This window comes from Sphingomonas ginkgonis (genome assembly GCF_003970925.1).
Taxonomy (GTDB): Bacteria; Pseudomonadota; Alphaproteobacteria; order Sphingomonadales; family Sphingomonadaceae; genus Sphingomicrobium; species Sphingomicrobium ginkgonis.
Window position 1 is genome coordinate 2,434,356 of the sequence record NZ_RWJF01000001.1, and the last position, 25,314, is coordinate 2,459,669.

18 protein-coding genes are annotated in these 25,314 nt (G+C 68.0%); 12 read left to right on the plus strand and 6 right to left on the minus strand.

Going from position 1 to position 25,314, the window contains the following annotated elements; all coding sequences use genetic code 11:
* Positions 1-80: 80 nt before the first annotated feature.
* On the plus strand, positions 81-845 hold the full coding sequence (locus HMF7854_RS11720; protein WP_126719259.1) for a FadR/GntR family transcriptional regulator: 765 nt from the start codon (positions 81-83) through the stop codon (positions 843-845).
* 4 nt (positions 846-849) lie between these two features.
* On the opposite strand, the gene HMF7854_RS11725 is transcribed toward HMF7854_RS11720, so the two are convergent.
* Complete coding sequence (locus HMF7854_RS11725; RefSeq protein WP_126719260.1) at positions 850-2,157, minus strand: sugar MFS transporter; 1,308 nt, start codon at positions 2,155-2,157, stop codon at positions 850-852.
* Positions 2,158-2,293: 136 nt separating this feature from the next.
* On the opposite strand from HMF7854_RS11725, the gene HMF7854_RS11730 reads away from it, so the two are divergent.
* The 5 genes from HMF7854_RS11730 to HMF7854_RS11750 all read left to right on the plus strand — a co-directional run bounded on the left by HMF7854_RS11730 (position 2,294) and on the right by HMF7854_RS11750 (position 9,023).
* On the plus strand, positions 2,294-3,433 hold the full coding sequence (locus tag HMF7854_RS11730) for an aldose epimerase family protein (protein ID WP_126719261.1): 1,140 nt from the start codon (positions 2,294-2,296) through the stop codon (positions 3,431-3,433).
* 35 nt (positions 3,434-3,468) lie between these two features.
* A complete protein-coding gene (locus HMF7854_RS11735; protein ID WP_126719262.1) occupies positions 3,469-5,265 on the plus strand; it encodes an IlvD/Edd family dehydratase in 1,797 nt (598 codons plus the stop codon).
* Positions 5,266-5,353: 88 nt separating this feature from the next.
* A complete protein-coding gene (locus tag HMF7854_RS11740) occupies positions 5,354-6,418 on the plus strand; it encodes a hypothetical protein (protein WP_126719263.1) in 1,065 nt (354 codons plus the stop codon).
* Positions 6,419-6,611: 193 nt separating this feature from the next.
* A complete protein-coding gene (locus HMF7854_RS11745; protein ID WP_126719264.1) occupies positions 6,612-7,349 on the plus strand; it encodes a LuxR C-terminal-related transcriptional regulator in 738 nt (245 codons plus the stop codon).
* Positions 7,350-7,580: 231 nt separating this feature from the next.
* Positions 7,581-9,023, plus strand: a complete 1,443-nt coding sequence (locus tag HMF7854_RS11750) for a calcium-binding protein (RefSeq protein WP_126719265.1) — start codon at positions 7,581-7,583, stop codon at positions 9,021-9,023.
* A gap of 37 nt (positions 9,024-9,060) precedes the next feature.
* Here HMF7854_RS11750 and HMF7854_RS11755 read toward each other — a convergent pair whose 3' ends face one another.
* On the minus strand, positions 9,061-10,605 hold the full coding sequence (locus tag HMF7854_RS11755; RefSeq protein WP_126719266.1) for an ATP-binding cassette domain-containing protein: 1,545 nt from the start codon (positions 10,603-10,605) through the stop codon (positions 9,061-9,063).
* 208 nt (positions 10,606-10,813) lie between these two features.
* Between HMF7854_RS11755 and HMF7854_RS11760 the strand changes: the two genes are divergently transcribed.
* Both HMF7854_RS11760 and HMF7854_RS11765 read left to right on the plus strand, forming a co-directional pair.
* Positions 10,814-13,876, plus strand: a complete 3,063-nt coding sequence (locus HMF7854_RS11760) for an Ig-like domain-containing protein (RefSeq protein ID WP_126719267.1) — start codon at positions 10,814-10,816, stop codon at positions 13,874-13,876.
* Positions 13,877-13,976: 100 nt separating this feature from the next.
* Complete coding sequence (locus tag HMF7854_RS11765; RefSeq protein WP_126719268.1) at positions 13,977-14,648, plus strand: class I SAM-dependent methyltransferase; 672 nt, start codon at positions 13,977-13,979, stop codon at positions 14,646-14,648.
* 8 nt (positions 14,649-14,656) lie between these two features.
* Here the strand turns inward: HMF7854_RS11765 and HMF7854_RS11770 are convergent, their stop codons facing one another.
* On the minus strand, positions 14,657-15,184 hold the full coding sequence (locus HMF7854_RS11770; RefSeq protein ID WP_185829264.1) for a response regulator transcription factor: 528 nt from the start codon (positions 15,182-15,184) through the stop codon (positions 14,657-14,659).
* 404 nt (positions 15,185-15,588) lie between these two features.
* On the opposite strand from HMF7854_RS11770, the gene HMF7854_RS11775 reads away from it, so the two are divergent.
* Both HMF7854_RS11775 and HMF7854_RS11780 read left to right on the plus strand, forming a co-directional pair.
* Complete coding sequence (locus HMF7854_RS11775; protein WP_126719270.1) at positions 15,589-16,254, plus strand: LuxR C-terminal-related transcriptional regulator; 666 nt, start codon at positions 15,589-15,591, stop codon at positions 16,252-16,254.
* Between the two features lie 27 nt (positions 16,255-16,281).
* A complete protein-coding gene (locus HMF7854_RS11780) occupies positions 16,282-18,261 on the plus strand; it encodes a glycosyltransferase (RefSeq protein WP_126719271.1) in 1,980 nt (659 codons plus the stop codon).
* Positions 18,262-18,279: 18 nt separating this feature from the next.
* Here the strand turns inward: HMF7854_RS11780 and HMF7854_RS11785 are convergent, their stop codons facing one another.
* The 3 genes from HMF7854_RS11785 to HMF7854_RS11795 form a co-directional block, all read right to left on the minus strand.
* The gene (locus HMF7854_RS11785; RefSeq protein WP_126719272.1) at positions 18,280-19,554 is read right to left on the minus strand and encodes an O-antigen ligase family protein; all 1,275 of its coding nucleotides are present in this window, start codon (positions 19,552-19,554) and stop codon (positions 18,280-18,282) included.
* A 97-nt stretch (positions 19,555-19,651) separates the two neighbouring features.
* A complete protein-coding gene (locus HMF7854_RS11790) occupies positions 19,652-21,901 on the minus strand; it encodes a GumC family protein (protein WP_126719273.1) in 2,250 nt (749 codons plus the stop codon).
* Between the two features lie 15 nt (positions 21,902-21,916).
* The gene (locus tag HMF7854_RS11795; protein WP_126719274.1) at positions 21,917-22,615 is read right to left on the minus strand and encodes a polysaccharide biosynthesis/export family protein; all 699 of its coding nucleotides are present in this window, start codon (positions 22,613-22,615) and stop codon (positions 21,917-21,919) included.
* 319 nt (positions 22,616-22,934) lie between these two features.
* Between HMF7854_RS11795 and HMF7854_RS11800 the strand changes: the two genes are divergently transcribed.
* Both HMF7854_RS11800 and HMF7854_RS11805 read left to right on the plus strand, forming a co-directional pair.
* Positions 22,935-23,714, plus strand: coding sequence for a sugar transferase (locus tag HMF7854_RS11800; protein WP_239016954.1), 780 nt, complete (start codon positions 22,935-22,937; stop codon positions 23,712-23,714).
* Complete coding sequence (locus HMF7854_RS11805; RefSeq protein WP_126719275.1) at positions 23,711-25,231, plus strand: lipopolysaccharide biosynthesis protein; 1,521 nt, start codon at positions 23,711-23,713, stop codon at positions 25,229-25,231. Before HMF7854_RS11800 ends, HMF7854_RS11805 begins: the two co-directional genes overlap by 4 nt.
* The last annotated feature ends 83 nt before the right edge of the window (positions 25,232-25,314 follow it).

The following is a 25,314-nucleotide window of genomic DNA, read 5'->3' on the forward strand; positions in this document are numbered from 1 at the left end:
ATTCTGTCAACTGGAAGCTTGTGATTTGGGTTTCGCAGCCGAACTTCGCTTGTTAGGTCGGCAGGGGGAGAAGAAGGGAAATGACCGAGCTGGCCAGACCGGAACGGGACAGTGGCGGAGAGCCGTCCGACTCCGCCCGCGCGCCGCGCGGGACGGGCCGGCGTCTTCACGGAGCCATCGCGCACAAGCTGGGCATGGCGATCGTCTCGGGTGAATACGCGCCCGGCGACACGCTGTCCGGCGAGGTTGCCTTCTCCGAAGCGCTAGATGTTTCGCGCAGCGCGTACCGCGAAGCGATCCAGGTCCTCGCCGCGAAGGGCCTGGTCGAAAGCCGCCCCAAGGCCGGTACCCGGGTCCTTCCCCGCTCGCGCTGGAACCTGCTCGACCCGGACGTGCTTGGCTGGGCCTTCTCGGGTGAGCCCGATCACGCCTTCGTCCGCTCGCTGTTCGAACTGCGCTCGGTGGTCGAACCCGCCGCCGCCCGCTTCGCCGCCGAGCGCCGCGACCGGGCCGACCTGAAGGCGATGAAGGATGCGCTCGGCGGAATGCGCCGCCACACGCTCGCGACCGACGCCGGCCGCGCCGCTGACCGCGACTTCCACGACGCCATCCTCCGCGCGACCCGCAACGACGCGATGATGGTGCTCAGCGCCAGCATCGGCGCGGCGGTGAACTGGACGACCCGCTACAAGCAGCGCGCCCGCGAGCTGCCTCGCAACCCGATTCCCGACCATGCCAAGGTCTATGAGGCCATCCTTGCCGGCGACGGCGAGGCAGCGGCGCTGGCGATGCGGACCCTGGTCGAGCTGGCGCTCGAGGACACCAGCAGCTCGATGGAGGCGTGAGCCCCTACCCCGCGGTGACCGTCTCGTCCGGCAGCGCCTGGGTCGGCTTGGCCCCCCACAACGCGTAGAAGAGGATATAAAGCTCGCACGCAGCGGTCAGCAGGAAGCTCGACTGCAGGCCGTAGCGATCGGCGAGCCAGCCCTGCACCACCACCAGCGCGCCGCCGGCGATCGCCATGATCAGCAGCCCCGATCCTTCTTCGGTCAGCGGACCGAGACCCTTGATCCCGAGGGTGAAGATGGTCGGGAACATGATCGAATGGAACAGCCCGACCGAGATCAGCGCCCACATCGCAATCGGTCCCGTCGAGAAGACCGTGACCAGCATGACGAGGAAGGCTGCGACCGACACGGCGGCGAGCACCTTCTCCGCCTCGATCCGCTGCATGATCGCCGAGCCAGCGAACCGGCCCACCATCATCCCGCCCCACAGGAAGGTCAGGTAGCGGCCCGCCTGTTCGTGGGTCAGATTGGCGATGGTCGGCTGGCTGACGAAGTTCACGAACAGGTTGGCGACGCCGATCTCCGCGATGAGGTAGATGAAGATCGCGGGCACGCCGAAGACGAGGTTGCGGTGCTTCCACAGCGAGTGATTGCTCCGCTCCTCGCGTGCGACCCGGCTGGTCGCGCTGCCCATCGCCGGCAGTCGGAAGCGGCCGATCACCACGGCCAGGACTACGAGCACCACCGCCACCAGCACATAGGGCAGGATTACCGAATGGGCGTCCGCCAGGCGGTCGGCGGCGCTCAGCACCGTGCCCTCCTGCGCCGTGCCGCTCTTCGACCGGCCGAGGATCAGATAGGCACCGAACAGCGGCGCCAACATCGTCCCCGCCGAATTCATCGCCTGCACCAGGTTGAGCCGCGACGAGGAGGTCTCCGGCGAGCCGATCACCGCGACATAGGGGTTGGCCGCCACCTGCAGAAGGGTGATCCCGCTGGCGATGACGAACAGCATGGCGAGCGTCACGCCATAGGACGGGAGGCTGGCGGCCAGCACCATGCCGAGCGCGCCGGCCGCCATGATCAGCAGCCCCGTCACCAGCGACCGTTGGTAGCCGATCCGCTCGATCAGCTTGGCCGACGGGATCGAGGCAACAAAATAGGCGATGAACCAGACGCTCTCGATCAGCGTCGTCTGCGTGTAGTTGAGGTCGAACACGGCGCGCAGATGCGGCAACAGCGTGTTGTTGATGACCGTGATGAAGCCCCACATGAAGAAGAGGCTGGCGAGCAGGGTCAGCGCCGGGCGGTAGGAACTCCCGCTGGCGGCAGGTCCGGCGGGGGCCGTTGAGGCGACCGAAGCGGGCATGCGTATTTTCCTCTCGATTTCGGCCGGTAACATGCCGACAGGGTTGTTCTTTTCTGTATTGTCTGAGTATAAGCCCGCGCTCGGAGCGTCAACTCCACAACGGCTCCCGACAACGACAATCCAGAGAGGGGTTTCCATGCGTCATTCGATCACCGGCGCGCTGCTCGCGGCGGCAGTGTCGCTGCCCGGCGCGGCGTCCGCCGCGACCGTGTCGCGGGCGCCGTTCGGAACGTTGCCGGACGGCTCGCGTGTCGAAATCGTCACGCTCACCGGTGCCAATGGCGTGCGCGCGCGCATCATGACCTATGGCGCGACCCTCCAGGCGTTAGAAGTTCCCGACCGCGCGGGCCGGCGCGCCGACGTCGAGCTCGGCTACGACCGCCTCGACGATTACGTCACCCATCCCAATTTCTGGGGCCAGACGATCGGCCGCTACGCCAACCGCATCGCGGGCGGCCGCTTCTCGCTTGACGGCCGGAGCTACCAGCTGCCGCTCAACGACAAGACCAATTCGCTTCACGGCGGCACGCAGGGTTTCGACAAGCGGAACTGGCGCATCACCGATACCGGCAACCGCGACGGCGCCGCCAGCGTCACCATGACGCTGGTCAGCCCGGCAGGCGACCAGGGCTATCCCGGGACGCTGACGGCGACGGCGACCTATTCGCTCGACGATCGCGGCTCGCTGACGATCGACTATGGCGCGACGACCGATGCGCCGACGATCGTCAACATGACCAATCATGCAATCTTCAATCTCGGCGGCGAGGGCGCGCCGGGCGGCATCCTTCGCCATCGCATGACCATCCCGGCGCGCCGCTACACGCCCGTCAATGCCCAGCTGATCCCGACAGGCGAGCTCAAGCCGGTTGCCGGGACGGTCTTCGACTTCACCCGCGCCCGCACGATCGAGGACGGGATCAGGGATGGCCGGGACCCGCAGATCGTCGCCGGCCGCGGCTATGATCATAATTTCGCGATCGATGCCGGCCTCACCACCGCGCCCAAGCTGATGGTTCATCTCGAGGATCCCATGTCGGGCCGCACGCTCGACGTGCTCTCCGACCAGCCGGGCCTGCAGGTCTATACCGGCAACTTCCTCGACGGCACCCTCGTCGGCAAGGGCGGCCATGTCTATCGCATGGGCGACGGCATCGCCCTGGAACCGCAGCGCTTTCCCGACACGCCAAACCAGCCCGCCTTTGGCTCGGCCCGGCTCAATCCCGGGCAGACCTATCATCACCGGATGATTTTCCGCGTGTCGACCGTTCGCTAGTTTACCGTCCGCCAGCTTAGAGTAATCCTCCGATCATGAGCACCGAGACCCCGGCCAAGCTGCGTTCGCGCGCCTGGTTCGACAATCCCGCCAACATCGACATGACCGCGCTCTATCTCGAGCGCTACTTGAACTTCGGGATCAGTCTCGAGGAACTCCGCTCCGGTCGGCCGATCATCGGCATCGCCCAGACCGGCAGTGATCTCTCCCCCTGCAACCGGCACCACCTCGTGCTGGCCGAGCGGCTCCGCGAAGGCATTCGCGACGCGGGCGGGCTCGCGATCGAGTTCCCGGTTCATCCGATCCAGGAAACGGGCAAGCGGCCCACCGCCGGGCTCGACCGCAACCTTGCCTATCTCGGCCTGGTCGAGATCCTCTACGGCTACCCGCTCGACGGCGTCGTTCTCACCATCGGCTGCGACAAGACCACCCCGGCCTGCCTGATGGCCGCCGCGACCGTCAACATCCCGGCCATCGCTTTGTCGGTCGGCCCGATGCTCAACGGCTGGCACAAGGGCGAGCGGACCGGCTCGGGCACGATCGTCTGGAAAGCCCGGCAGATGCTCGCCGCGGGCGAAATCGACGACGCGCAGTTCATCCAGCTGGTCGCCAGCTCGGCACCGTCGACCGGCTACTGCAACACGATGGGCACGGCGACGACGATGAACTCGCTCGCCGAGGCACTCGGCATGTCGCTGCCCGGCTCGGCCGCGATTCCCGCACCCTACCGCGATCGGCAGGAAAGCGCCTACTGGACCGGCAAGCGGATCGTCGAGATGGTCGCCGAGGACCTCAAGCCCTCCGACATTCTGACGCTGGACGCCTTCCACAACGCGATCGCGGTCAACTCCGCGATCGGGGGCTCGACCAACGCCCCGATCCACCTTGCCGCGCTCGCCCGCCATGTCGGAGTCGAGCTTCCGCTCAAGGACTGGGAGCACAAGGGGCATCAGGTCCCGCTGCTGGTCAACCTCCAGCCCGCCGGCGAGTATCTGGGCGAGGATTACTACCGCGCCGGCGGCGTTCCGGCGGTGGTCGGGCAGCTGATGCGCCACGGCCTGATCGCCGAGGACGCGCTGACCGTGAACGGCCGCAGCATCGGCGACAACTGCCGCGACGCGACGATCGAGGACGAGAAGGTCATCCGGCCCTTCGACAATCCGCTTCGCGACGAGGCGGGCTTCATCGTGCTCAGCGGCAACCTCTTCGATGCCGCCATCATGAAGACCAGCGTGATCTCCCCCGAGTTCCGCGACCGCTATCTCTCCAACCCCGATGACCCGGAAGCCTTCGAAGGGCCCGCGGTCGTGTTCGACGGACCGGAGGACTATCACGACCGGATCGACGATCCCGCAGTCGGGATCACCACCGAGACCTTGCTGTTCATGCGCGGCGCCGGCCCGATCGGCTATCCTGGCGCGGCCGAGGTCGTGAACATGCGCCCGCCCGCCTACCTGATCACCGAAGGCGTTCACGCGCTGCCCTGCATCGGCGACGGGCGGCAGTCGGGCACCAGCGGTTCGCCCTCCATCCTCAACGCTAGCCCCGAAGCAGCCGCGTTGGGCGGCTTGGCCCTCCTCCGCACCGGCGACCGGGTCCGGATCGACCTGCGGCAACGCCGCGCCGACGTGCTGATACCGGACTCGGAACTGGCGGAGCGCCGCGCCGCGCTGCAGGCGGAGGGGGGCTACGGCTATCCGGCCTCGCAGACCCCGTGGCAGGAAATGCAGCGCGGCTGCGTCGGCCAGCTCAGTACCGGCGCCATCCTCGAGGGCGCCGAGAAGTATCAGCGGATCGCGCAAACCAAGGGCGTTCCGCGCGACAATCACTGACCGCGCTGAGGGTCGATCTGCCCCCGTGATCGGCCCACTCCTGAAACGTGGACCCGCTCGTCGGCACTAGTCCTTCGAGCGGGGCCACGTGCTCGCCGCGCTGCGCTACCATGGCGCCATGCAGCGGTTTGGCGCGCGGATCCTCGGGCTGGGCGGCCTTGCGCTGCTGACGGCGGTGGGCACGCCCTCCTCCTCCACTCCATCGGTCCAGCGCCTGCAGGGTTCGGTCGGCTGGAGGCCGCTGGTCATTCGCGCCGCGCCGCCCGGCACCCTGGTCGATGCGCGTGGCGCGCTGCTGCTGATCGCCAACAGCCGCAACGAAGCGCCCTCCGCCGCTAAGCCGTGCGATGAAGGCTCCGGTACCATCAACCGCTACCCGCTACGAATCGAGGATTCTCACGGGCTACGACTCACCGGCGGTCTGTTCCGCGGGCAGGTACCGCAGGCGTTCGACTGGCGCGCCACCTACTGCAACAGCGCGGCGCTGAGCTGGCGAGGCTCGCCGGGTGGGCAGGTCTCGGGGGTGCGGATCGATGGCGCCTGGGACGGAATCCGGGTGTCGCGTGCCTCCGCCGGCCTGCACGTCACCGGCAGCTGGTTCAGCCGGATCCGCGACGACGCGATCGAGAATGATTTCCTGCAGCCGGTCACGATCGAGGACACGCTGATCGACGGAGCTTTCCAGGGCATCAGCCTCCGGCCCGCCGCCGCCAACCAGCTTCCGGCAACGGACGAAAGCACCGTCACACTCGACGGCGTGCTGCTGCGCCTCTCGGCCTTCCGCTACGAGGGGGAGCAGCGGTTCGGCGCATTGGCCAAGAGCGACGAGCGTTCCCCGCGGCTCCGGGTGCGTCACTCGATCATCGCGATCGAGGCCGCGACGACCACGACCTTCCCGCACTCCTGGCGACTGGGATGGAGCAAGCTGGTGGACCCCGCCGACAACTGGCTCCTGTGGCTGGGAGACGGCCCGTTCCCTTCCGCCCTGCCCCAGCCGCCTGCCGGCTTCCGGCTCCTCTCGGGTGAGCAAGCGCGTTTGTTCTGGGCCAAGGCCAGACAAGGGTGGATCGACTGCCACCCGCAACTCGCCCGCCTGCCGAATGACCCGCCGTCACATCCCGATCGCTGCGTGCGTCACGTCTCCGCCGACTGAGGCCGGCGCTCCCCCCTCCTCGCCGAAAGGCCATCCCGCGCCGCCGACCGGCAGGATGGTGTAGACAGATCTATGTATTTTTTCTGCAATCAATGTTAAACTTTGGTTCGCCTGCGTACCGATTCTGGTCCTGTTTCGGGTGTGTTCGCGTCGAGCGTCACCATTGCGAAAGGGGGCAGCCGCAAGGCATCTCATGGTCGCGAATCAGTCAAGCGCCGTCGTCGCCGAAGGGCAGGACTTCTTCAATGCCGGGCTGGCCGCCCTGCTGCGACACGATATGGGGTTCGCCGCGGTGGCGCAGGCTCGTCACCACGCCGAGCTGACCAGGATCCTCGCGGCCGAACGGCAGGTCGATTTCCTCGCGCTCGACATCGATCTCCCCGGTGCAGCCGGCACCGGCACAATCCGCGACCTTCATGCCCGCCGCCCGGCGATGCGGATCGCGGTCCTGTCCGACCGCACCGATCCGCAGAACGTGCTCGACGTGCTGGCGGCGGGAGCCAACGGCTTCATCCCGAAGCAGGTCGGCAGCTGCGCCGAGCTGCTCCAGGCGCTCCGCAGTGTGCGCGATACCGGCATCTTCGTGCCCGCCAACCTTGTCGCCAGCACTGCGGGCAGTAATCTCACCGATGACACTGAGCCGCTATCGACGCTGACCGTCCGTCAGCGCGAAGTGCTTCGGCTGCTCTCCCAGGGCCACTCCAACAAGATGATCGCGCGCAAGCTGGGCATTTCGCCATCGACGGTGAAGGTCCATGTCCATGCCGCCTTCCAAGCGCTCGGCGTGCATACTCGGGTCGCTGCCATGGCTGCGCTGCGGCCGCTTGGCGGGGCTCCGTTGAACGCGGCTCCATTCCTTGCCCGCCGGGCTGATTCGAACATCCGGTCTGCGCTGCCCGAACATCAGGAATCGTTCCTCGAACGAATCTGAACAGGATTCACGCGGGCTTTATCCCACCGGATTACCAGTTCAATGGTTGTTTCGGCGCGTTGGTCTGCGCGCCGAAACGTTTCACTAAGTCCCTGCGCGCCCTAGCTATTTCGTGACTGAAAAGTCGAGTGGCGTCTTCCGTACAGAGATCCCCCAAATCTCTTCACAGCAACTTTGCGCCAGCCGGACCGGTCGGTGACCGAGGCGTGCGCGCGAAGATCAGGACAGCAGATGACAACTTACACGCTTACCCAGGATTATGGTTACAACAGCTATCGTGTTTCCGGTCTCGCCGCGGGTTCGGTCATCGACGCGACCAAGGCGAGCTGGATCGTCGACAACAGCCGCACCGACAATCCCGATGCGAACACCGCGCCGACCGACGGCACGGGCCCGCTCAACACCTATCCCTTCGGCGTGGACAGCGCCGGCGCCGGCCTGCTGATCAAGGGTGGCGCGATCTGGGGCCAGGTGCCGCAGACGTCGGACTGGCAGTACACCTACAACAACTCGGCCGCGCTGCGCATCGCAAATGCGCCGGGCGTGATCATCGACGACTGGCGGCTCGACAAGACCTGGGATGCGATCCGCGTCACCGGCACGTCGAACAACTTCCTCATCGATGACGCGCACCTCAGCAACGTGCGCGACGACGCGCTCGAGAATGACGACGTCCTGTCAGGCACCATCCGCGACAGCCTGTTCGACGGCGTCTTCTCCGGCATCAGCCTCGGCGACAGCGACCACAAGGACGGGTCGATGAACACCGTCTCGCTCGACCATGTGTTCATGCGCAGCGAGAGCTATCTCTACAAGGGTGACGTCACGCACGTCTCTCCGTTCAAGACCGACACCGGCGCCCCCGGCACCACCCCGGACATCCGGATCGTGGACTCGGTCATCGCCATCGAGGATCCGAACCATGCCGGGCAGGCGCGGCTCAAGCTGGCGTGGGACAATGTCGTGGAGTCGCACGGCAACGTCTATCTGAACCTGTCGGACACCCCGCTGCCGTCCAGCTATCCCAAGCCGCCCGCCGGCTTCACCATCCTTCAGGGCCAGCAGGCGCGCGACTTTTGGGAGGCGTGCAAGAAGGCGTGGCTCGACAACCATGACGGCGTGAACGACGTCGCGGTGACTCCGCTTCCGCCGCTGCCGGGCACGGCACCGGCCCCGACGCCAACGCCGTCACCCACACCGTCGCCCACCGGCACCAGCATCAACGGCACCAGCGGCGCCGACACGCTGACCGGCAGCGCCGCCGCCGACACGATCAACGGTCTGGCGGGCGACGACAAGATCTTTGGGAAGGGCGGCGCGGACCTGCTCAGCGGCGGCGCCGGCAAGGACAAGTTCGTGTTCGACACCGCCGCCGACGGCCATTTCGGCCACATCGGCGACTTTAACGTCGGCGAAGACCGCATCTACCTCGACGATGCCATCTTCAAGGGCATCGGCACCGGTTCGATGAGCAGCCCGGTCCGCCTGAGCGGCGGCTATTTCGAGCATGGCGACGGGATCAAGGCGGACGACTCCACCGACCACATCCTGTACGACAGCGCGAGCGGGATACTGTCCTACGATCCCGACGGCAACGGCTCGGCCGCGCCGATCCCGGTGGTGCAGCTGTCGGCTCACCTCGACCTGACCAAGTACGACATCTACGTCGTCTGACCCTCGCCGGCCCTGACGGCCGGACTCATGCGGCCGGTCACACGGCCGCCCACGCCAGCGCGGCGACCTTGCGGAACGTTTCCTCGAGGTCGCCGCCGGTGTCCACCCGGCACAGCTCGGAGCAGGCGAACTCGGCGTCGCTTTCGAGGCGCCAGCGCCGCTCGACCGCGAGCGGGTCCGGTCCGCCCGGCTTGTTCCGCAGCAGGTCGCGCGCAAGCGCCGTCTCAAGCGGCGCGTCGAGCTTGAGCACCAGCCGCGGTTGCGGCAGGCGCCGGTAGATCGACCGCTCCCATTCCATCAACCAGCGCTGAAACGGCGAACGGGCGCGGGTCACCGCGAGATCGTCGAACGCGCTTCCATCCGGACCGGCCGCGTTGGTCGCGGGACAGCGGTCGGAGATGATCAGCGTGCCCGACGCCATCTCGCGCGTGCAGCGGGTGAGCAGCCGCCGACGATCATGGGCGACCAGCAGCTTGCCCAGCACGAACAGCGTCGAGAAGCGCCGCTCGGAACGTCGTTCGGGTGCCTCGTAGGCGCTCAACCGCTCGTTCGGGAGCGCCCTGCGCGCGGCCGGGACCAGCAGCAACGGAAGCAGCGACAGCCAGCTTGGCGGCGGCTTGCCGAGATGCACCAGGCGCACGTCCAGCTTCGTCCCGAGCCGGTCGGCGAGCAGCCGCGCCAACGTCGACTTGCCGGTGCCCTTGGGTCCGGTCAGCGCGATCCAGGCGCCGCCCGACTGAAGCGACAGGTTGCGCCGCCCGCGCGCCCGCGCAGCGAAGTGCCGGACCACCCGGATCGTTCGCGAACCGAACGCCGCGAGGTGGCCCAAGCGTCGCTCCCGCCGCAGCGCCCAGGCGATCCGGACGCCCAGCACGGCGCGACGAAACGGGCCTCCGCGCGCAACCACGTCGGCCATGCTGCGAACCCTCAGCCGGCAGCCCGGAAGCATCTCGTCCGCCCAGGCCTGCGCGGCCTCAAAATCGCTCCGCGCGAGCAGCCAGGCGAGCTCGTCCCGCGACCCGCCGAACTGCTTCCCGACCTTGTGCAGCTCGATCGGACTGACATGCTTGAGCAACGTGCGCAGCAGGAACAGCACCAGCTCGGCCGGCGGTTCGGGAATGCGGACGCCGTGCAGCGTCGTGCCTCGCGCCAGCAGTGCCTCCTCCACCGGGAAGCGGTAGGATTTGACGAAGCTGTCGCCGCTGACCATCTGGTGATAGCCGTGCAGATCGAACAGCCGGCCCTGCTCCGCGTCCCAGGCGACCGCGTGGAAGACGCCGGGGTGTCCCGCTCCCCATCGCGATACCGCCAGCTTGAACCCCTGCGCGTTGATCACGCGCTGAAAGCGGTCCGCGTCCCGGGGATGCACGAGGATGTCGATGTCCTCCCGCCCTTCCAGCGTGTCGCCGAGCCGGACATTGCTCTTCCAATGGCAGTAGCGGATCGCCTCGCGATCGAGCGCCGCGAACAGGTCGCTGGCAATCCCGCCGCGCGGCCCGATGGCTGCTGCGCTTGTCGGCGTGCCGACCACATCGTCGACGGCCGCGCCGGCGCTTCCGTGCAGTTGACTCGATTGCTCCATCGCAAGGGCCCCCAAGCGCAACTCCCACCAGGCATCAGCTGTCCATGACTAGGTAAAAGCGGGAGGCTTCGCCATCGGCGGCGATGGTCTAGTCCGCCGCCGGGTTTGACTTGCCCCGGCCTGTCCCGGACTTCTGCCGGGTCCCGAACACCGCGTCCGCCGCCATCTGCGCGAAGATCGGAAGTCGGGGCCAGGAGGGTTGTTTCCCATGCCTATCAAAGCTCGGCGCGACGCCAACGCGCTTCTCGAGAACGGCAGCGTATCCGGCAATGCGTTGCTCAACGATTCCCAGCTCACCCAGGTCAACACCATCCAGTTCGGGACCGGTGCGAGCATGCCGGTGAGCGGAACCGGCACCACCATCCAGGGCACCTACGGCGCTCTCACCATCTTCGCCGACGGCAGCTACTCCTACACCGCCTCGAGCGACCGTGCGGAGCGGCTGGCGGCGGGGACCATCGTCAACGATTATTTCAACTACACCGCGTCGGGCAGCGGCGGGTCTGCCGGGTCCGACCTCAAGTTCACCGTCACCGGAGTCAACGACGCTCCGGTGCTTACCTCGCTTGCGGCGACGCTCAAGACGATCAATGAGGACGCGACCGGGAACGCCGGCCAAGCCGTCTCGAGCTTCCTCGGGTCCACCGACGTGGACAGCGGCGCGCTGCGCGGGATTGCCGTGACCGGTCTGGCGTCCGGAAATGGCGAGTGGCAATATTCGCTGAACGGCGGGACGAGCTGGTCGACGATCGGAAGCGTCTCGGGCAGCGGCGCGCTGCTCCTCCGCTCGACCGACTTCGTCCGCTTCGTCCCGAATGCCATCAGCGGCACCAACGCGAGCTTCACCTTCCGCGCCTGGGACCAGAGCAGCGGTACGGCCGGGACGAAGGTCTCGCTGCCGGCCACCGGGGGCCAGACCGCCTACTCGGACGCGCAGGGCTCCGCCTCGATCACCGTGACCTCGGTCAACGATGCGCCGGTCGGCGTGGCCGGTACCGCGTCGGGAACGCAGAACGGACCGCCGGTCACCGGGCAGGTCCATGCCACCGACGTCGACAGTCCCACGCTCACCTACGCGCTGGTCGCCAACTCCGCAGTGGGCGGATCGGTGACGATCGACCCCACCAGCGGCAACTACAGCTTCACCCCTGCGCAGAACTTCAGCGGTGCCGCATCCTTTAGCTTCACTGCCAGCGACGGCGCACTGACCTCCGCGCCCGCCCCGGTCAGCATCGCCATCGCCGGGGTCAACGCGCCGCCAACCGCCAATCCCGACAGCGCGAGCACCGCGGCCGACACGCCGGTGCTGATCGACGTGCTCGCGAACGACAGCGACCCCAATAACGACACCCTCACCATCGCCGCCGTCGGCAGCGCCGGGCACGGAACGGTGCAGATCCAGAACGGGAAGGTCCTGTACACCCCCGCCGCCGGCTACTCGGGGGGCGACGCCTTCACCTACACGGCCGCGGACGGCGCTGGCGGCACGGCCAACGGCAATGTGTCGGTCACGGTCGCGCCCGCCAGCACGGGCCCGAGCGCGGTGACAGTCACCTTCCGCCAGGGCAGCAACGGCTACACCGGCACGGTCGACACCACGCTGCGCGAGAGCCGCGCGACGACCTACTACGGCGACGCGATCATGTCGCACTCGGCGCTGGAGACCGGGAAGGAGTTCCAGCCGCTGCTCCGCTTCGACAATCTGTTCGGCACCGCCGTCGGCCAGATCCCGCTCGGCGCGACGATCGTTTCCGCGACGCTCCGCCTCGAGGTGACCGAGGCGTCGGCCACCGGCGGATCGATCGACCGCATGCTGGCGCCCTGGAGCGCCGCATCGACCTGGTCGAGCCTGGGCGGCGGAGTCCAGCTCGACGGGGTCGAGGCGACCACGGCCGGCGGGGTCACCACCGGGGCCGTCGCGCTTGGCAGCCGCGTCTTCGATGTGACCAGCAGCCTCCAAGCCTGGAACGCCGCCGCGAGCACTGCGAGCGGTCAGAACGCCGCCAATCTCGGCTGGCTGTTCAAGGCCGCGGGGATCGACGGCTGGGACTTCACCTCGGCACAGGGAGCGACCAAGCCGTTCCTGAGCGTCACCTACACGCAGGCAGGTACCGTTCCCGCTTCGCTTCCCGCGGTCTCGCTCAGCGCCGCGACGGCAGTGGAGAACGCCGGCAGCATCGTCTTCAACGTATCGCTCAGCCAGTCTTCGAGCCAAGCGGTCGACGTGACGCTTGGAACCGCCGGGCACACCGCACTGCCCGGCACCGACTTCACCTCGAAGCTCCAGACGCTGACCTTCGCACCCGGCGAGACGCTCAAGACCTTCACCTTGAGCCTGGTGAACGACGGCACTGCCGAGCGGCCCGAGACGATGGTCGCGCAGATCCTTTCGGCCACCAACGCGCGGGTCGACGTGGGCGTCGGCCTCGGCCGGATCCGCGACGACGACGTCAGCGTCGCCACCTTCACCCCGATCGCGGCAAGCGTGGCGGCCGTGCACAACCTGGCCGACGGCACCGTCTACCAGGACGGGTCCGGCGGCACCTACGGGATCAGCGACCCGTCGGCCATCGCCTACGTTCCGAGTCTGGGCGGACTGCTGATCGGCGATTCCGAGCATGACGAGTCGCCCTTCTTCTCGCCCACCAATCTCTTCTCGGTGAAGACCGACGGCACCTATGTCGGCAACTTCAGTCTGGCCAGCTACACGAAGGAGCCGACCGGCCTCGCCTACAATGCCGCCAATGACTTCCTCTACATCGCCGACGACGACAAGGCCGGGGTGTTCTGGACCGCCGTCTCCAACCCGTCGGTCAAGCTCGGCTTCTTCGATACGGGTCGTCTCGGATTCCTCGACACCGAGGATCTGAAGTTCGACCCGTTGACCGGGCACATTTACATCCTCGACGGGCTGATGAAGCAGATCATCGAGCTGACCGACCAGGGTCAGTTCGTCGACTCGATCAAGCTGCCGTCGGTGATGACCGACGCCGAGGCACTGGCCTACGACTCCAAGCACGACGTCTTCTTCGTCGGCTCGGGCGTCTCCGCCAACATCTGGGTACTTAACCACGACGGCGACATCCTGCAGACGCTGACCACCCTCACCGCCTACAGCCCGCGTCCCAAGCTCAAGGGCTTCGAACTGGCGCCGAGCAGCGACCCGAATGACGGGACCGCGCTCAGCCTCTACGTCGCCGATTACGGCAACGATCAGGTGAACGACGGACGGCTGTTCGAGATTCACCTCGGCGGCGACTGGTTCACCTGAGACGATCGCGCCGTTCCCACGGACGACGCGATCAGCCTGGAGTGGCGCTCAGGGCGGAAGGCACAAAGGTTCGCGTAATCTCCGACGGAAGGCCAAGCGAATGGATTTCGAACAACTCTCCACCGTCTATTTCGGGAATGTCGCGACGAGCTACGTCGAGCGGCGGACTGACGCCAAGTGGCGCTCGGAGAACCGAGCGCTGGCGCAGCTGCTCCAATATGTCCCGCGCGGCGCCTGCTCGCTCGACGCGCCGGTGGGGACCGGGCGTTCGCTCGCCTATACCACCGCGCGCGAGTTCGATGCGCACGGCATCGACATCTCGGCCGACATGCTGCAGCAAGCGCGCACGACCGCGGAACGCCTCGGCGCCGCCATCGACCTGCGCCAGGGCGACATCCGCGCCCTGCCGTTCCCCGACAACAGGTTCGATGTCGTCATCTGTCTCCGGTTCCTCAACTGGATCGACGGGCAGGGCTTCGGCCAGGTCATGCGCGAACTGACGCGCGTGACCCGCGACAAGCTCCTGGTAGGCGTGCGCTACCTTCCTCCGCTCGATCACCTAGGGGGCGGGGGTGCCGACCTGTTGCGGCGGCTGATGCTTCGCTCCGGACTCTCTCGCTATCGCGCCACCCGCCGCGGGCTCGTCAGCCATCCCAAGGCGCTGGTCCACGACATGTTCGCCGAGTGCGGCCTCAAGCTGTACGCCATGCGGATGGTCGAACGCCGCTGGGACGGCACCGAATACGCCTTCTTCCTGCTGCTCAAGACCTGAGCGCTTCATCAGGCCGGCGGCGCCTCTGGACTATCGAAATAGTCGCGCAGCGCCATTGCTGCGCTGACCCGGTTGTGCACGCCGAGCACCCGGAAGGCGGCGTTGACGTGAACCTTCACCGTGCCCTCGGCGATGCCGAGCTGGCGCGCGATCTGGCGGTTGGAGCGCCCCATCGACAGCAGCCGCAGCACCTCGCGCTGGCGGCTGGTTAGTTCGTGGTCGAGGAACGACAATTGGGTGGCTCGCGGCGCCGGCTCGGCGGCGGGCGGGGGCGCGAGCGACACGAAGGCGGCGCCGGTGATGAAGCGCTGGAGGCTCTCGAAGAGGACTGTCTCGTGCTCCTGCTTGGGGATCAAGGCGGCAACGCCGCTGCTCGCCAGCTGCTCGAGCTCGCCTCCCTCGATCGCGCTGAACAGGACCGCGATACGCAGGCCATGGAAATGCGCGGCGAGGTAGCGCAGCCCGACATCGCGGCTCATTCCCGGCAGGTCGAGATCGATCAGCGCGAGGCGGGTCCCGGGTCGTTCCCGCAGCATAGCCAGGAGCGCTTCGAACTCGTCCGCTTCCGACCGATCGGGCGGGGAAAGCGAACAAGCATGCAGACGCTCCACCAGCCCGCGAAGGAACCCCCTTGCGAGTGGGTCCTCGTGCGCGATGATGAGCTGCTCCGGAGCCAAGCCCGACCCTTTCGTGCCTGGGCAGCCAACGCCCGCCGCCCGTCGCCGAGACGCCATGAACGGGACGATGCGACAACAGGACTACCCGCATCGAAAGGCCTGTTCGGCAGTAGCCGAACCCCGGCCCGAGCGCACCTATGCCTTTGTGCCTACATCTTCATAAACCGCTCTTTTCCGCCAACGAGGCGTAGACATTTTTCTGTAACCTTGGCATAAGTTAACAATATTAACGATGGCGAAAGGGGGCAGCCGCTCGGCACTCTATGGTCGCAAGCCAGTCGGTCGCAGTCGTCGCGGAGGGGCAGGACTTCTTCAACGCTGGCCTCGCGGCAGTATTGCAGAAGGGACTTGGGTTCCAGCAGGTCCATCGCACCTTCGACTACAGCAATATGCTTCGCTTGTTATCGCTCGACTTGCGCTTTGACCTGTTGATCATGGATCTCGCGCTGCCGGGCGCGGCGGGACTTGCTTCCATCCGCGAGCTGCGCCGGCTGCGGCCGCGGCTGCGCATCGCGGTCCTGTCCGAGCGAACGGACTCGCACGAGGCGCTGGCGGTGCTCGCGGCGGGCGCGCACGGCTTCATCCCGAAGCAGATCGGTGACTGCAGCGAACTGCTGCAGGCCCTCCGCGTCGTCGCCGACGCCGGGGTCTTCGTGCCGGATTCCCTGGTCCATCGACAGTCCCACAGCAGCGAGGAAGACGGCGGACCGGAGCCGCATGCCCTCGCCGCGCTGACCGGGCGGCAGAAGCAGGTCATCCGCCTGTTGTCGGAAGGTCATGCCAACAAGGTGATCGCCCGCCAGCTCGGCATTTCCCCGAGCACGGTCAAGGTCCACATCCACGCGGCGTTTCGCGCACTCGGCGTACACAGCCGCCTCGGCGTGATGGCGGCGCTGCGCGCGCCCGTGTCCGCGCCCACCCCGGCCTAGGCCAACAGCTCTAGAAGGGAGAGCCCGATGGGCTTTCAGCGGAAACCGGAGCCTCTCCGGTGGAACGAAACGGCGCTGGGTGAAGCGCTGGTCCCATGGCCACGCGGCGAGAACCGTCCGCGCCGGATCGTCCACGTCATCACCCGGTTGCTGCTCGCCGGCGCCGAGGAAAACACGATGGCGACCTGCCTCCACCAGGCGAGGTGCGGAGATCGGGTGACGCTGATCCACGGCCCCGGAGCGGAGCCGAGCTGGGCCGAGCGCTACGGCGCCCAGATCGACTTTCTCGGCTGCGACGCGCTCGTCCATCCGATCGATCCCCTGGCCGATCTCCGTGCGACCCTGGCGCTCCACTCGATCTATCGCCGGCTCCGGCCGGACGTCGTGCACACCCATGGCAGCAAGGCCGGGATCGTCGGCCGCCTCGCTGCCGCCAGCGCCGGCGTGCCGCTGATCGTCCACACCATCCACATCGCACCCTTCCTTGCGGTCGGACCCGTCACGCGGTGCTTCTACGTCGCGGCGGAGCGATTGTGCGCGCGCCTCAGCCATCTGCTGATCGCCGTGAGCGGCGGGATGCAGCGCGCCTATCTGGACGCCCGCATCGGCGATGGTGTCGCGATCCCCGTCGTTCATAGCGGCATGCCGCTGGAGCGCTTTGTCGCCGCGGCGCCGCCCGGCGACTGGCATGCCCGGATCGGCGGCTGGGACGGAGCGGTCCGCCCCCGCTTCCTCCTCAAGCTCGCCTCCTTCGAGAAGCGGAAGCGGCAGGTGCCGCTGGTGCAGGCGCTCGCCGCCGGGCTGCGGGAGCGGCCCGACGTTTGCCTGCTGCTCGCCGGCGACGGACCGGAACGCGCTCGCTGCGAAGCGGAGATCCAGGCGCTTGGGCTCGCCCGTCAGGTGCGCTGCCTCGGGCATGATCCGGCGCCGTGGGAGCTGGTCGCCATGGCGGACCTGTGCGTCCACGCCGCCGAGCGCGAAGGCCTCCCGCGCTCGGCAGTGCAGGCGATCGCCGGCGGAAAGCCGCTGCTTGTTGCGCGGCTTCCCGGGATCGAGGAAATCATCGAGGACGGCGTCAACGGCCTCGTCGCCGACGCGGACGACCTCGCCGATCTCGCCACCAGGCTGTTCGCCCTGCTCGACTCTCCCGGACAGCTCGCGCGTCTCCAGGGCGGCGCGCGCCGTACCGACGTCTCCTCCTGGCGCGAGGAGATGATGGGCGAGCGGATCGACCGCGCCTACGCCGGCGCGAAGCGGTCGCAGGACGCACCAGCCGCAACCCCCGTCACGGCCATCGAGTTCTTCGGCCTGCCCGCCGCCGGCAAGACCGCGATCGCCCGCGAACTCCGTTCCCTGCTGCGCCACGACCGCGGCTCGATCCGGTTCAGTCGCGAGCTGATGGGCGACGAACAAGGCTTTGCCCGCCGATCGCTGCGCCGCCTCGCGCAGCTGCTAGCCACATTCGCTCGCCGACCCGGCCTGGCCGCGCTCGGCACGGCATCCCTGACGAGCGGTCATGGCTCATGGCGCGACCGGCTGAAGACGCGGTGGAACTACCTGTCCGTGCTCGCGATGCAGCTGCGTCGCCATCGGCATGGCCTGCTGATCGCGGACCAGGGGATCGTCCAGTCGCTATGGACGGCCAGGGTCCAGCACGGCGGCGATGTCGCGCCGCTCGACCCGATCGCCAGGCGAGCGGGCGACTGGATCGCGCGGACATTGTTCGTCCAGGTCGACGCTCCTTCCGCGATCGCGCAGGAGCGACTCCGGCGCCGGACCCGGCACTGGTCGCGGTTCCAGGACGCCGACCGGATCGACGATCCGCAGGTCTGGGCGAGCGGAGTGGACGCAGTCGCCCGGCTGCAGCGGGAGCTCACCACCGCGCTGGCTGAGCGAGGCTTGCACGATCATTGGGTCCGCATTGGCGGTCACGGCAACGACACGCCTCGAGATCGCGCTCGCCGCCTGCGCGATCACCTGCTTCGTCTCGAACACCCGCCGGCCTGAAGTTCGGTACTGTCAGGCTCAACGGCTCGCGCGAGGGCTCCAGTCCCGGGTCGACCGGCGCAGTCGCGCCCGCGCAGCCACCGCCCGCGGCTTCAGGGTCGAGAAATAGGCGCCGAGATACAGCATCCAGAACGGGAAGGCAGTCGTCGGCGAGAAGGAATCGCTCAGCTGGTTGCCGACCAGGTAGAAGGTCGCGCCCAGGTACATCGCAGCCGTGACGACGTCCGCCGAGCGGTCGACGACACCCTTGTGCCAGGTGCTTGCGACAAATGCAGCCGTGCGCGACGCGACCGCCACCAGCAGCGTCAGCGCCGCGACCAGCCCGAGGATTCCCATGCCGCGGAAATAGTCGAGGCTCATGTTATGCGAATGGGAATAGCCGAGCACCTTGCTTCCCGCACCCGTCCCGAGCAGCGGATGCTTGAGCCCGAGCCGGATCGACTCCTGCCAGATCACGTCGCGCGTCTGGATGCTGCGATATTCCCACACGCCGTTCGCAAGGATGGCGCTGACCTTGCGGAAGGCGGTCGGGCTGCTGATGCTGATCAGCCAGAGCGTGACCGGCACTGCGAGCACGATCAGGCACAGCGCGATCGTCAGCGTCACCAGCGTCTTGCCGAGGCTGCCGCTGCGGCTGGCGTGATATAGCCAGACCAGCGCCCCCGACACGAAGCCCAGTGCCATCGCCGTCTTGGTCCCGCTGAGCAGGATGGCGGCGCCCAGGATCGCCAGCGCGCCGGTGGCGAGCAAGCGCAGCCGCGCCGTCGGCGCGGTCAGCACCAGCGCGACCGCCAGCGGCCAGATCGCCAGGACCACCACCCCGAGCTGGTTCGCGTTCTCGAAGAAGGCGGTGAGACGATACTCCCGCATCACCAGCGCTTCCCCGCTGCCGCTCTGGCTCAGCAGCAGGGCCGGCGCGAGTACCAGCACACCGGCGAGCGCCATGGCGACGATGAGCCGGCGCCGAGTGGCCGGCGCGAGATGCGAGAGAAGGATCAGCGCGCAGGGAGCGTAGATCATCGGCAGGATGACCCGGAAGGCCCTGGCGGGGGCCGGCGAAACGCTCATCGACAGGAAGGCGAGGACGACTACGCTCACAACTGCGGCCGCCTCGATGATCAGTCCGCGGCGTCTGCCCAGCAACGGGTGGGCGAACCAGCCCCGCGGGGCCGGGCGGGTGAGCGCCCAGGCCGCGAGCAGGAGCGGCATGCAGAAGGCGAGCGAGAACTCGCCCGAGCCGAGCGGCCGAGACAGCCACAGCGGGACGAACAGCGCCGCGGTCAGCCAGCCCATGACCGGCACCTCGCCCCGGGCCGGCCGGATTCGCCGGGCGGGGGCGACTAGCGGACGCGAGAAGTCCCGCTGCAATGGCCAGACGGTCGCCACCGGATCAGTCCGCCAGCTGCAGCTGGTCGTCCCTGCTCCGCACCGGCGCCTCGTCGAAGCCCTCCAAATCGTCGTGGCCGTAATTGTAACCGTCGGCATAGCCGCCGTGACGGTCCTTGGCGGAATCATATTTGGTCAGGACCAGCCCGACCTGCTCGATCCCGGCGTCGGTCAGGCGCCGCAACGCAATGCGCGCATGATCGCTCGAGGTGCGATTGGCTTCCACCACGAAGATGGTGGCGTCGGCCGTGCCGCCGAGTCGCGGCGCATCCGCGAGCCCGAGGACCGGTGGACCGTCGATGATCACCGCATCGAAGCGCTTGGCGGCCTCCCCGAGCAGCGTCGACAGCCGTCCGTTGGCCAGCAGCGCCGCCGGGTTGGCGTTCGTCCGCCCGCGGGTCAGCACCGTGAACCCGTAGCGGTCGCAGAACTGCTCCGCCTGCTCGAGCCTCGTCTCGTTCTGCAGCGACAGGAGATTGGCGAACCCGCACGCGTTCGGCAGGCCGAGCAGCCGGTGCAGCGAACCGCGCCGCATGTCGCCATCGATGACCAGCACCCGGCGGTCCGCCGCCACGAGGTGGGTCGCGAGCTTCAGCGCGGTGGTCGACTTGCCCTCGTCCGGACAGGTGCTGGTGAGCAGCAGCACGCTATGGTTCTGGGTTCGCGCGACCGGGTCAAGCGCAAGGCAGATGGCGTGGTGCGCCTCGGTGACCGCGGAGCGCGGATCGAGCAGCGCCTCGTCCAGGGTCTCGCCGCGGCGAAGCAGGGGGACGACCCCGAGCAGCGGCGCGTTCAGTTCGCGCTCCGCATCCGCCGGCCCGTGCAGCTTGTCGTCCATCCGGGCGCGGGTCAGCGCGGCGCCCAGCGCCAGGGCGACGCCCGCAAGCCCCGCCAGCGCCATGTTGAGCGCCGGCCGCGGATAGGCCGGCTCGGTCGGCAGCTGGGCTTTGTCGATGATCGAGATCGGATTGACCGTGTTGGCTGCCTGCGCGCTCATCTCGTGGTAGCGCTGCAGCAGCGTGTTGTAGAGATTGCGGTTGGTATCCGCCTCGCGCCGCAGAATGTTGTAGCGGACGCCCAATCCTTGCTCGGCGAGGGTCGCCGACTTGAGCGCATCGACGTTGCCGCGCAAGGCAGACTCCTGCCCGGCGGCGACGCGATACTGGTTGCCGATGGACTCGCGGACCCCACCGGCGATCACCGCGATCTGCCGGTCGAGCTCGGCGATCTGCGCCTTCGCCTGCACGATCGCCGGATGATCGTCCTGGCGCCGCTGCCGCTCCTGCTGGAGCGTCGACTCCAGCTCGGCCCGCTGGCGGCTGAGGTTCTGGATAGCGGGGTTGGCGAGCACGTCGGGCAGGCTCATCAGCGGCGTCGATACGGCCTGCTGCCAGCGCTGCTGCGCCTGCATCCGCGCCGCCTGAGCCTGCGACAGGGCCGTGTTGAGCTCGACCAAGCTCGCGGCGGTGATGGATCGGCGCTCGCCATTGCTGTTCCCGGCGATCCCCGCCGCGGTGCCGGCGTCGACGAGCCCGACGGACCGCGCATAGTCGACGAGGTTGCGCTCGGATCGCTCGAGCCGCGCCTTGGTCACCGCCAGCTGGCCCTGCAGGAAGTTGCGCGAATAGGCATAGGTGTCGAGCCGCCGCTGCAGGCTGTCGGTGATGAAGGTCTCGGCAAAGCTGTTGGCGGCCCGCGCGGCGAGGGCCGGGTCGCGGCTGTCGACCGCGATGGCGATCACCCGCGTGTCCTGCGGGGAGGAGACCGACAGGCTCTTCTGCAACGCCGCGGCCACTCGCGCCTCGCGCTCCGCGCCCGGCATCTGCTCGGCGAGACCAGCCTCGCGCAGGAACGCCTCGTCATTGTCCAGCCCGAGCCGAGCCGCGACGTTCTGCGCGGTCGAGCGGCTGGCGATGAGGTCGACTTGGGTCTTCAACATGCGGTCGTTCTCGGCCCGGCCGCCGTCTGGAACCACGTCCTCCGCCCCGGTCACGCGTGGCGACTGCGGGTCGATCTGGATGGTCGCCTGTGCCCGGTAGACCGGCTCGGCGAACCAGATGGAGGCGGCGCCGGCGGCCAGCGCGACCAGAACGATCGCCAGCATCATCCAGCGGTAGCGAACGATCGCCAGCCATGCCCCGTGGAGGTCGATCCCGCCCGCGGACGCTCCGGCCTCCTGGTCGGTCAAGAAGCGAAGGTCATCCTGCCGGAGAAGCCGGTCGCCCGGCGTGAGCGCAAGCGTCTGTCCGTGCATCGAACGCTCCTGTGACTAGAGAGGGAGAGGCCGGAAGATGTTGAGGATCGGCATCGAATTGACGATGTCGCGCCAGGCGCGCCGCCCGCCGGAGTAGCCGACGATGATCATGTCGTCGGTGCGGATCTGCGGGTCGGGCGCCTGCCCGCTGCGGATCTGCCGGATGTCGAACACCGCGCCGGCGCGGCGGCCCTCGACCGTGCGGAACACCACCACGTCGTTGAGCGCGGCCAGCTGGGTCTCCCCCTTGGCCAGCGACAGGGCGCCGAGCAGGGTCGTCGGGCCTTCGATGGGATAAACGCCCGGCTGCACGACCTCGCCCTGAACCGCGACCTTCTGCGCAACCGGCCGCGCGACGACAACGGAAACCTGCGGGTTGCGCAGGTAACGCTGGCCGTAGCGCGCGGCGATTTCGCGGGCGAGCTCGTTGGCCGTCCGGCCGCTCGCGCGGACGTCGCCGATGAGCGCCAGGTTGACGTTCCCGGCGGCGTCGACCGGCGCGACCTTGGTCGACAGGTCCGGCTCCTGGAGAATGGTGATGTCGAGCGCGTCGAGCGGGCCGATCCGATAGTCGGCAGCCGCCACCGCGCTGCTCGCGGCGGGAATGACTCCGTAGGCCATCGCGCCGCTGGGAAGCCCGCTCCCTACATTGTTGCTGGCGCAGCCCGCCAGCGCAGCAACGACGGTGAATAGCGGAAGCAGACGCCGGTCCATGGCACACACCCCTCAGCTCAAGACGGAGTTTCTGCGCGCCGGTTGCCGGACGGACAATCGTCCAGACGGTCTACACCCAGGGACTTAGCACCTGCGACCGAATTCCCATGCCGGGATGCGACGCTCATTTTTTGCGGCGCGGTTCGACCATCCGGCTTCTGGCGGTCGCAAGCATGGCGGTCACGCCCTGTGCTCCATCCGGGTGGCACCAGTCGGGTTCGAAACAGCTTCGGCGCCTCCAAGCGGAGCGATGCCGACCGGCTCTCCCTGCCGGTCGACCGCCCGTCGGCGACCCGTGGCAACGAGAGAAGGATCGGCCATGGCTACTCGCGTCGATTATCCCGTAGAGACCACTGTCCCGGCTCCAGCCCGCGACCCGGTGCGGGCGGCCGCCGATGGCGGAGCGGACGCCCTCGCCTTCTTCCGGCTCGTCGCGGAGGAGCCGCTGGTCGAAGCGCTCGACGCTCAGCCGGTCGCTGCCGTCGATCACGGCGCCAGGCTGCGGCAGCGCATGCTCGACCTGGTCATCGCCTCGGCGTGCCTGCTGCTGCTCTGGCCGGTGATGCTCGGCGTCGCCGTCCTGGTCTGGCTGACCGATCCCGGACCGATCGTCTTCCGGCACAAGCGGCTAGGCCGCAACGGCGAGGTGTTCCATTGCCTCAAATTCCGCACCATGCGACAGGACGCGGACCGGCTGCTGAACGAGCTCCTGATCGCCTCGCCCGCCCTGATGGCGGAGTGGATTCGCGAGCGGAAACTGCGCAACGACCCCCGCATCACGCCGGTCGGCGGCTTTCTCCGCCGCTACAGCCTCGACGAACTGCCGCAGCTCATCAACGTGCTGCGCGGCGAGATGAGCATCGTCGGCCCGCGCCCGCTCTCCACTGACGAGGCCCACTACTACGGCAACGCCTACCCGCTGTTCAGCTCGATCAACCCCGGGATCACCGGCCTCTGGCAGGTCAGCGGTCGCAACGACGTCAGCTATCCTCGCCGGGTCCAGCTCGACTGCCAATATGTCCGCACGCGCTGCGTCCGCGGCGATCTCATGATCCTGCTGCGGACCGTGCCGGTAATCTTCGGCGGCACCGGATATTGAGCGCATTGACCCGCCCGACACCGCCCTCGACTGACCGGTCGCTAGCGACCGAGACCCGGCTGATCCGCCGCGGTGTAGGATGGAACGCGGTCGGCACGAGCGTCAGCAAGGGCGCTGGCATCCTCGCCAAGCTGGTCCTCGCCCGCCTGCTGCTGCCCGAACATTTCGGTTTCGTCAGCATGGTGGTGGTGTTCACCTCCGTCACCCGCATCGTCGCCGACCTGGGCTTCAGACTGTCGTTGATCCAGCGAAAGTCGGACGGGCACAGCAAGCGATTGTACGACAGCGCCTTCTGGCTGCTGCTCGCCGCCGCGCTGGTGATGATCGGGGTAATGGCGCTGCTCGGCGTGCCGCTGCTGACCTGGTTCTACGGCGAACCGCGGCTGGGCGGCGTCGCGCTGGCGATGAGCAGCATCGTCATCTTCCAGAACCTGCAGGTGGTGCCGGAAGCCCGGCTGGCACGGACGATGCGCTTCAAGCAGATCGCGATCGCCGACATCGTCGGGATGCTCGTCGGCGGTCTCGGCGCGGTCCTGCTCGCGCTGGCCGGCGCGGGCGTGTGGAGCCTCGTTGCGCAGACCCTGCTCGCGGCAGCCGTCACGTCGTTCGTCAACTTCGCCTGCGCCGGATGGCGGCCGCGCCTGCGCATCGACTTCGGACTGCTCGCGCAGATCGGCGCCTTCAGCCGTTTCATCGTCGGCTCGCGGGTGCTCATCTCGCTGCAGCAGAACCTCGACTATCTGCTGATCGGCAAGCTCATCGGCGCGCATGCGCTCGGCATCTACTCGATCGCCTTTTTGCTCACCGAAACCCTCCGGTCGCAGGCCTATTGGCTGGTCAGCAAGGCCGTCTTTCCATTCTACAGCCGGGCTGCCGGTCGCAGCGCCGACATCCGCGCCGTCTATTTGGGGACCGTCCGTTATCTCGCGCTTGCCATCGTCCCCGTGTCGTTGGTGCTGATCCTCTTCGCGCCCGACTTCGTCCCGCTGCTGTTCACCGCCAAGTGGCTCGCCGCCGTCGTCCCGATCCAGCTGCTCGCCCTCGTCAGCATGGTGGTCGCCTCCGCCGGCACCCCGGGCGAGGTGCTGCGCGGGATCGGACGTCCCGACGTCGACTTCCGCATCAATCTCGGTGTCGCCCTTCTCGTCGCGGTTCCCGGCCTGTGGCTCGGGATCCGCTGGCTGGGTCTTCCCGGCGCGGCGCTCGCGGTGCTCGCCCACTCGCTCGTCTCGCGGATTGCCTATCTGCTGGCGCTCCGCCGCCTGATCGGTCTCGGCACCGCCGATGTCGGTCGAGCGCTCGTGCCGGCCATCGCCGGCGGCTTGCTGATGGTGCTGGTGCGACTACTGCTCCAGCCCGTGCCCTGGCTGGTGGCGGCCGTGGCAGCCACCGCGGCCTATGTCGCAGCCACCCTCCCCCTCCTGTTGCCGCAGCTCCGTACGATGCTGCGCAAGCCTTCCACCGTCCACCGGTCGGAAGGCCAGCAGCCCGTTCAGCCACTGCGTCGCGCCGCCTGAAGACAGCGCCGGCACCGTCGCCGGCCTAGGCCCAACGATCGGTTGACATGCCGGACCCCGGCGCTCACCCCGGTACCGAGCAG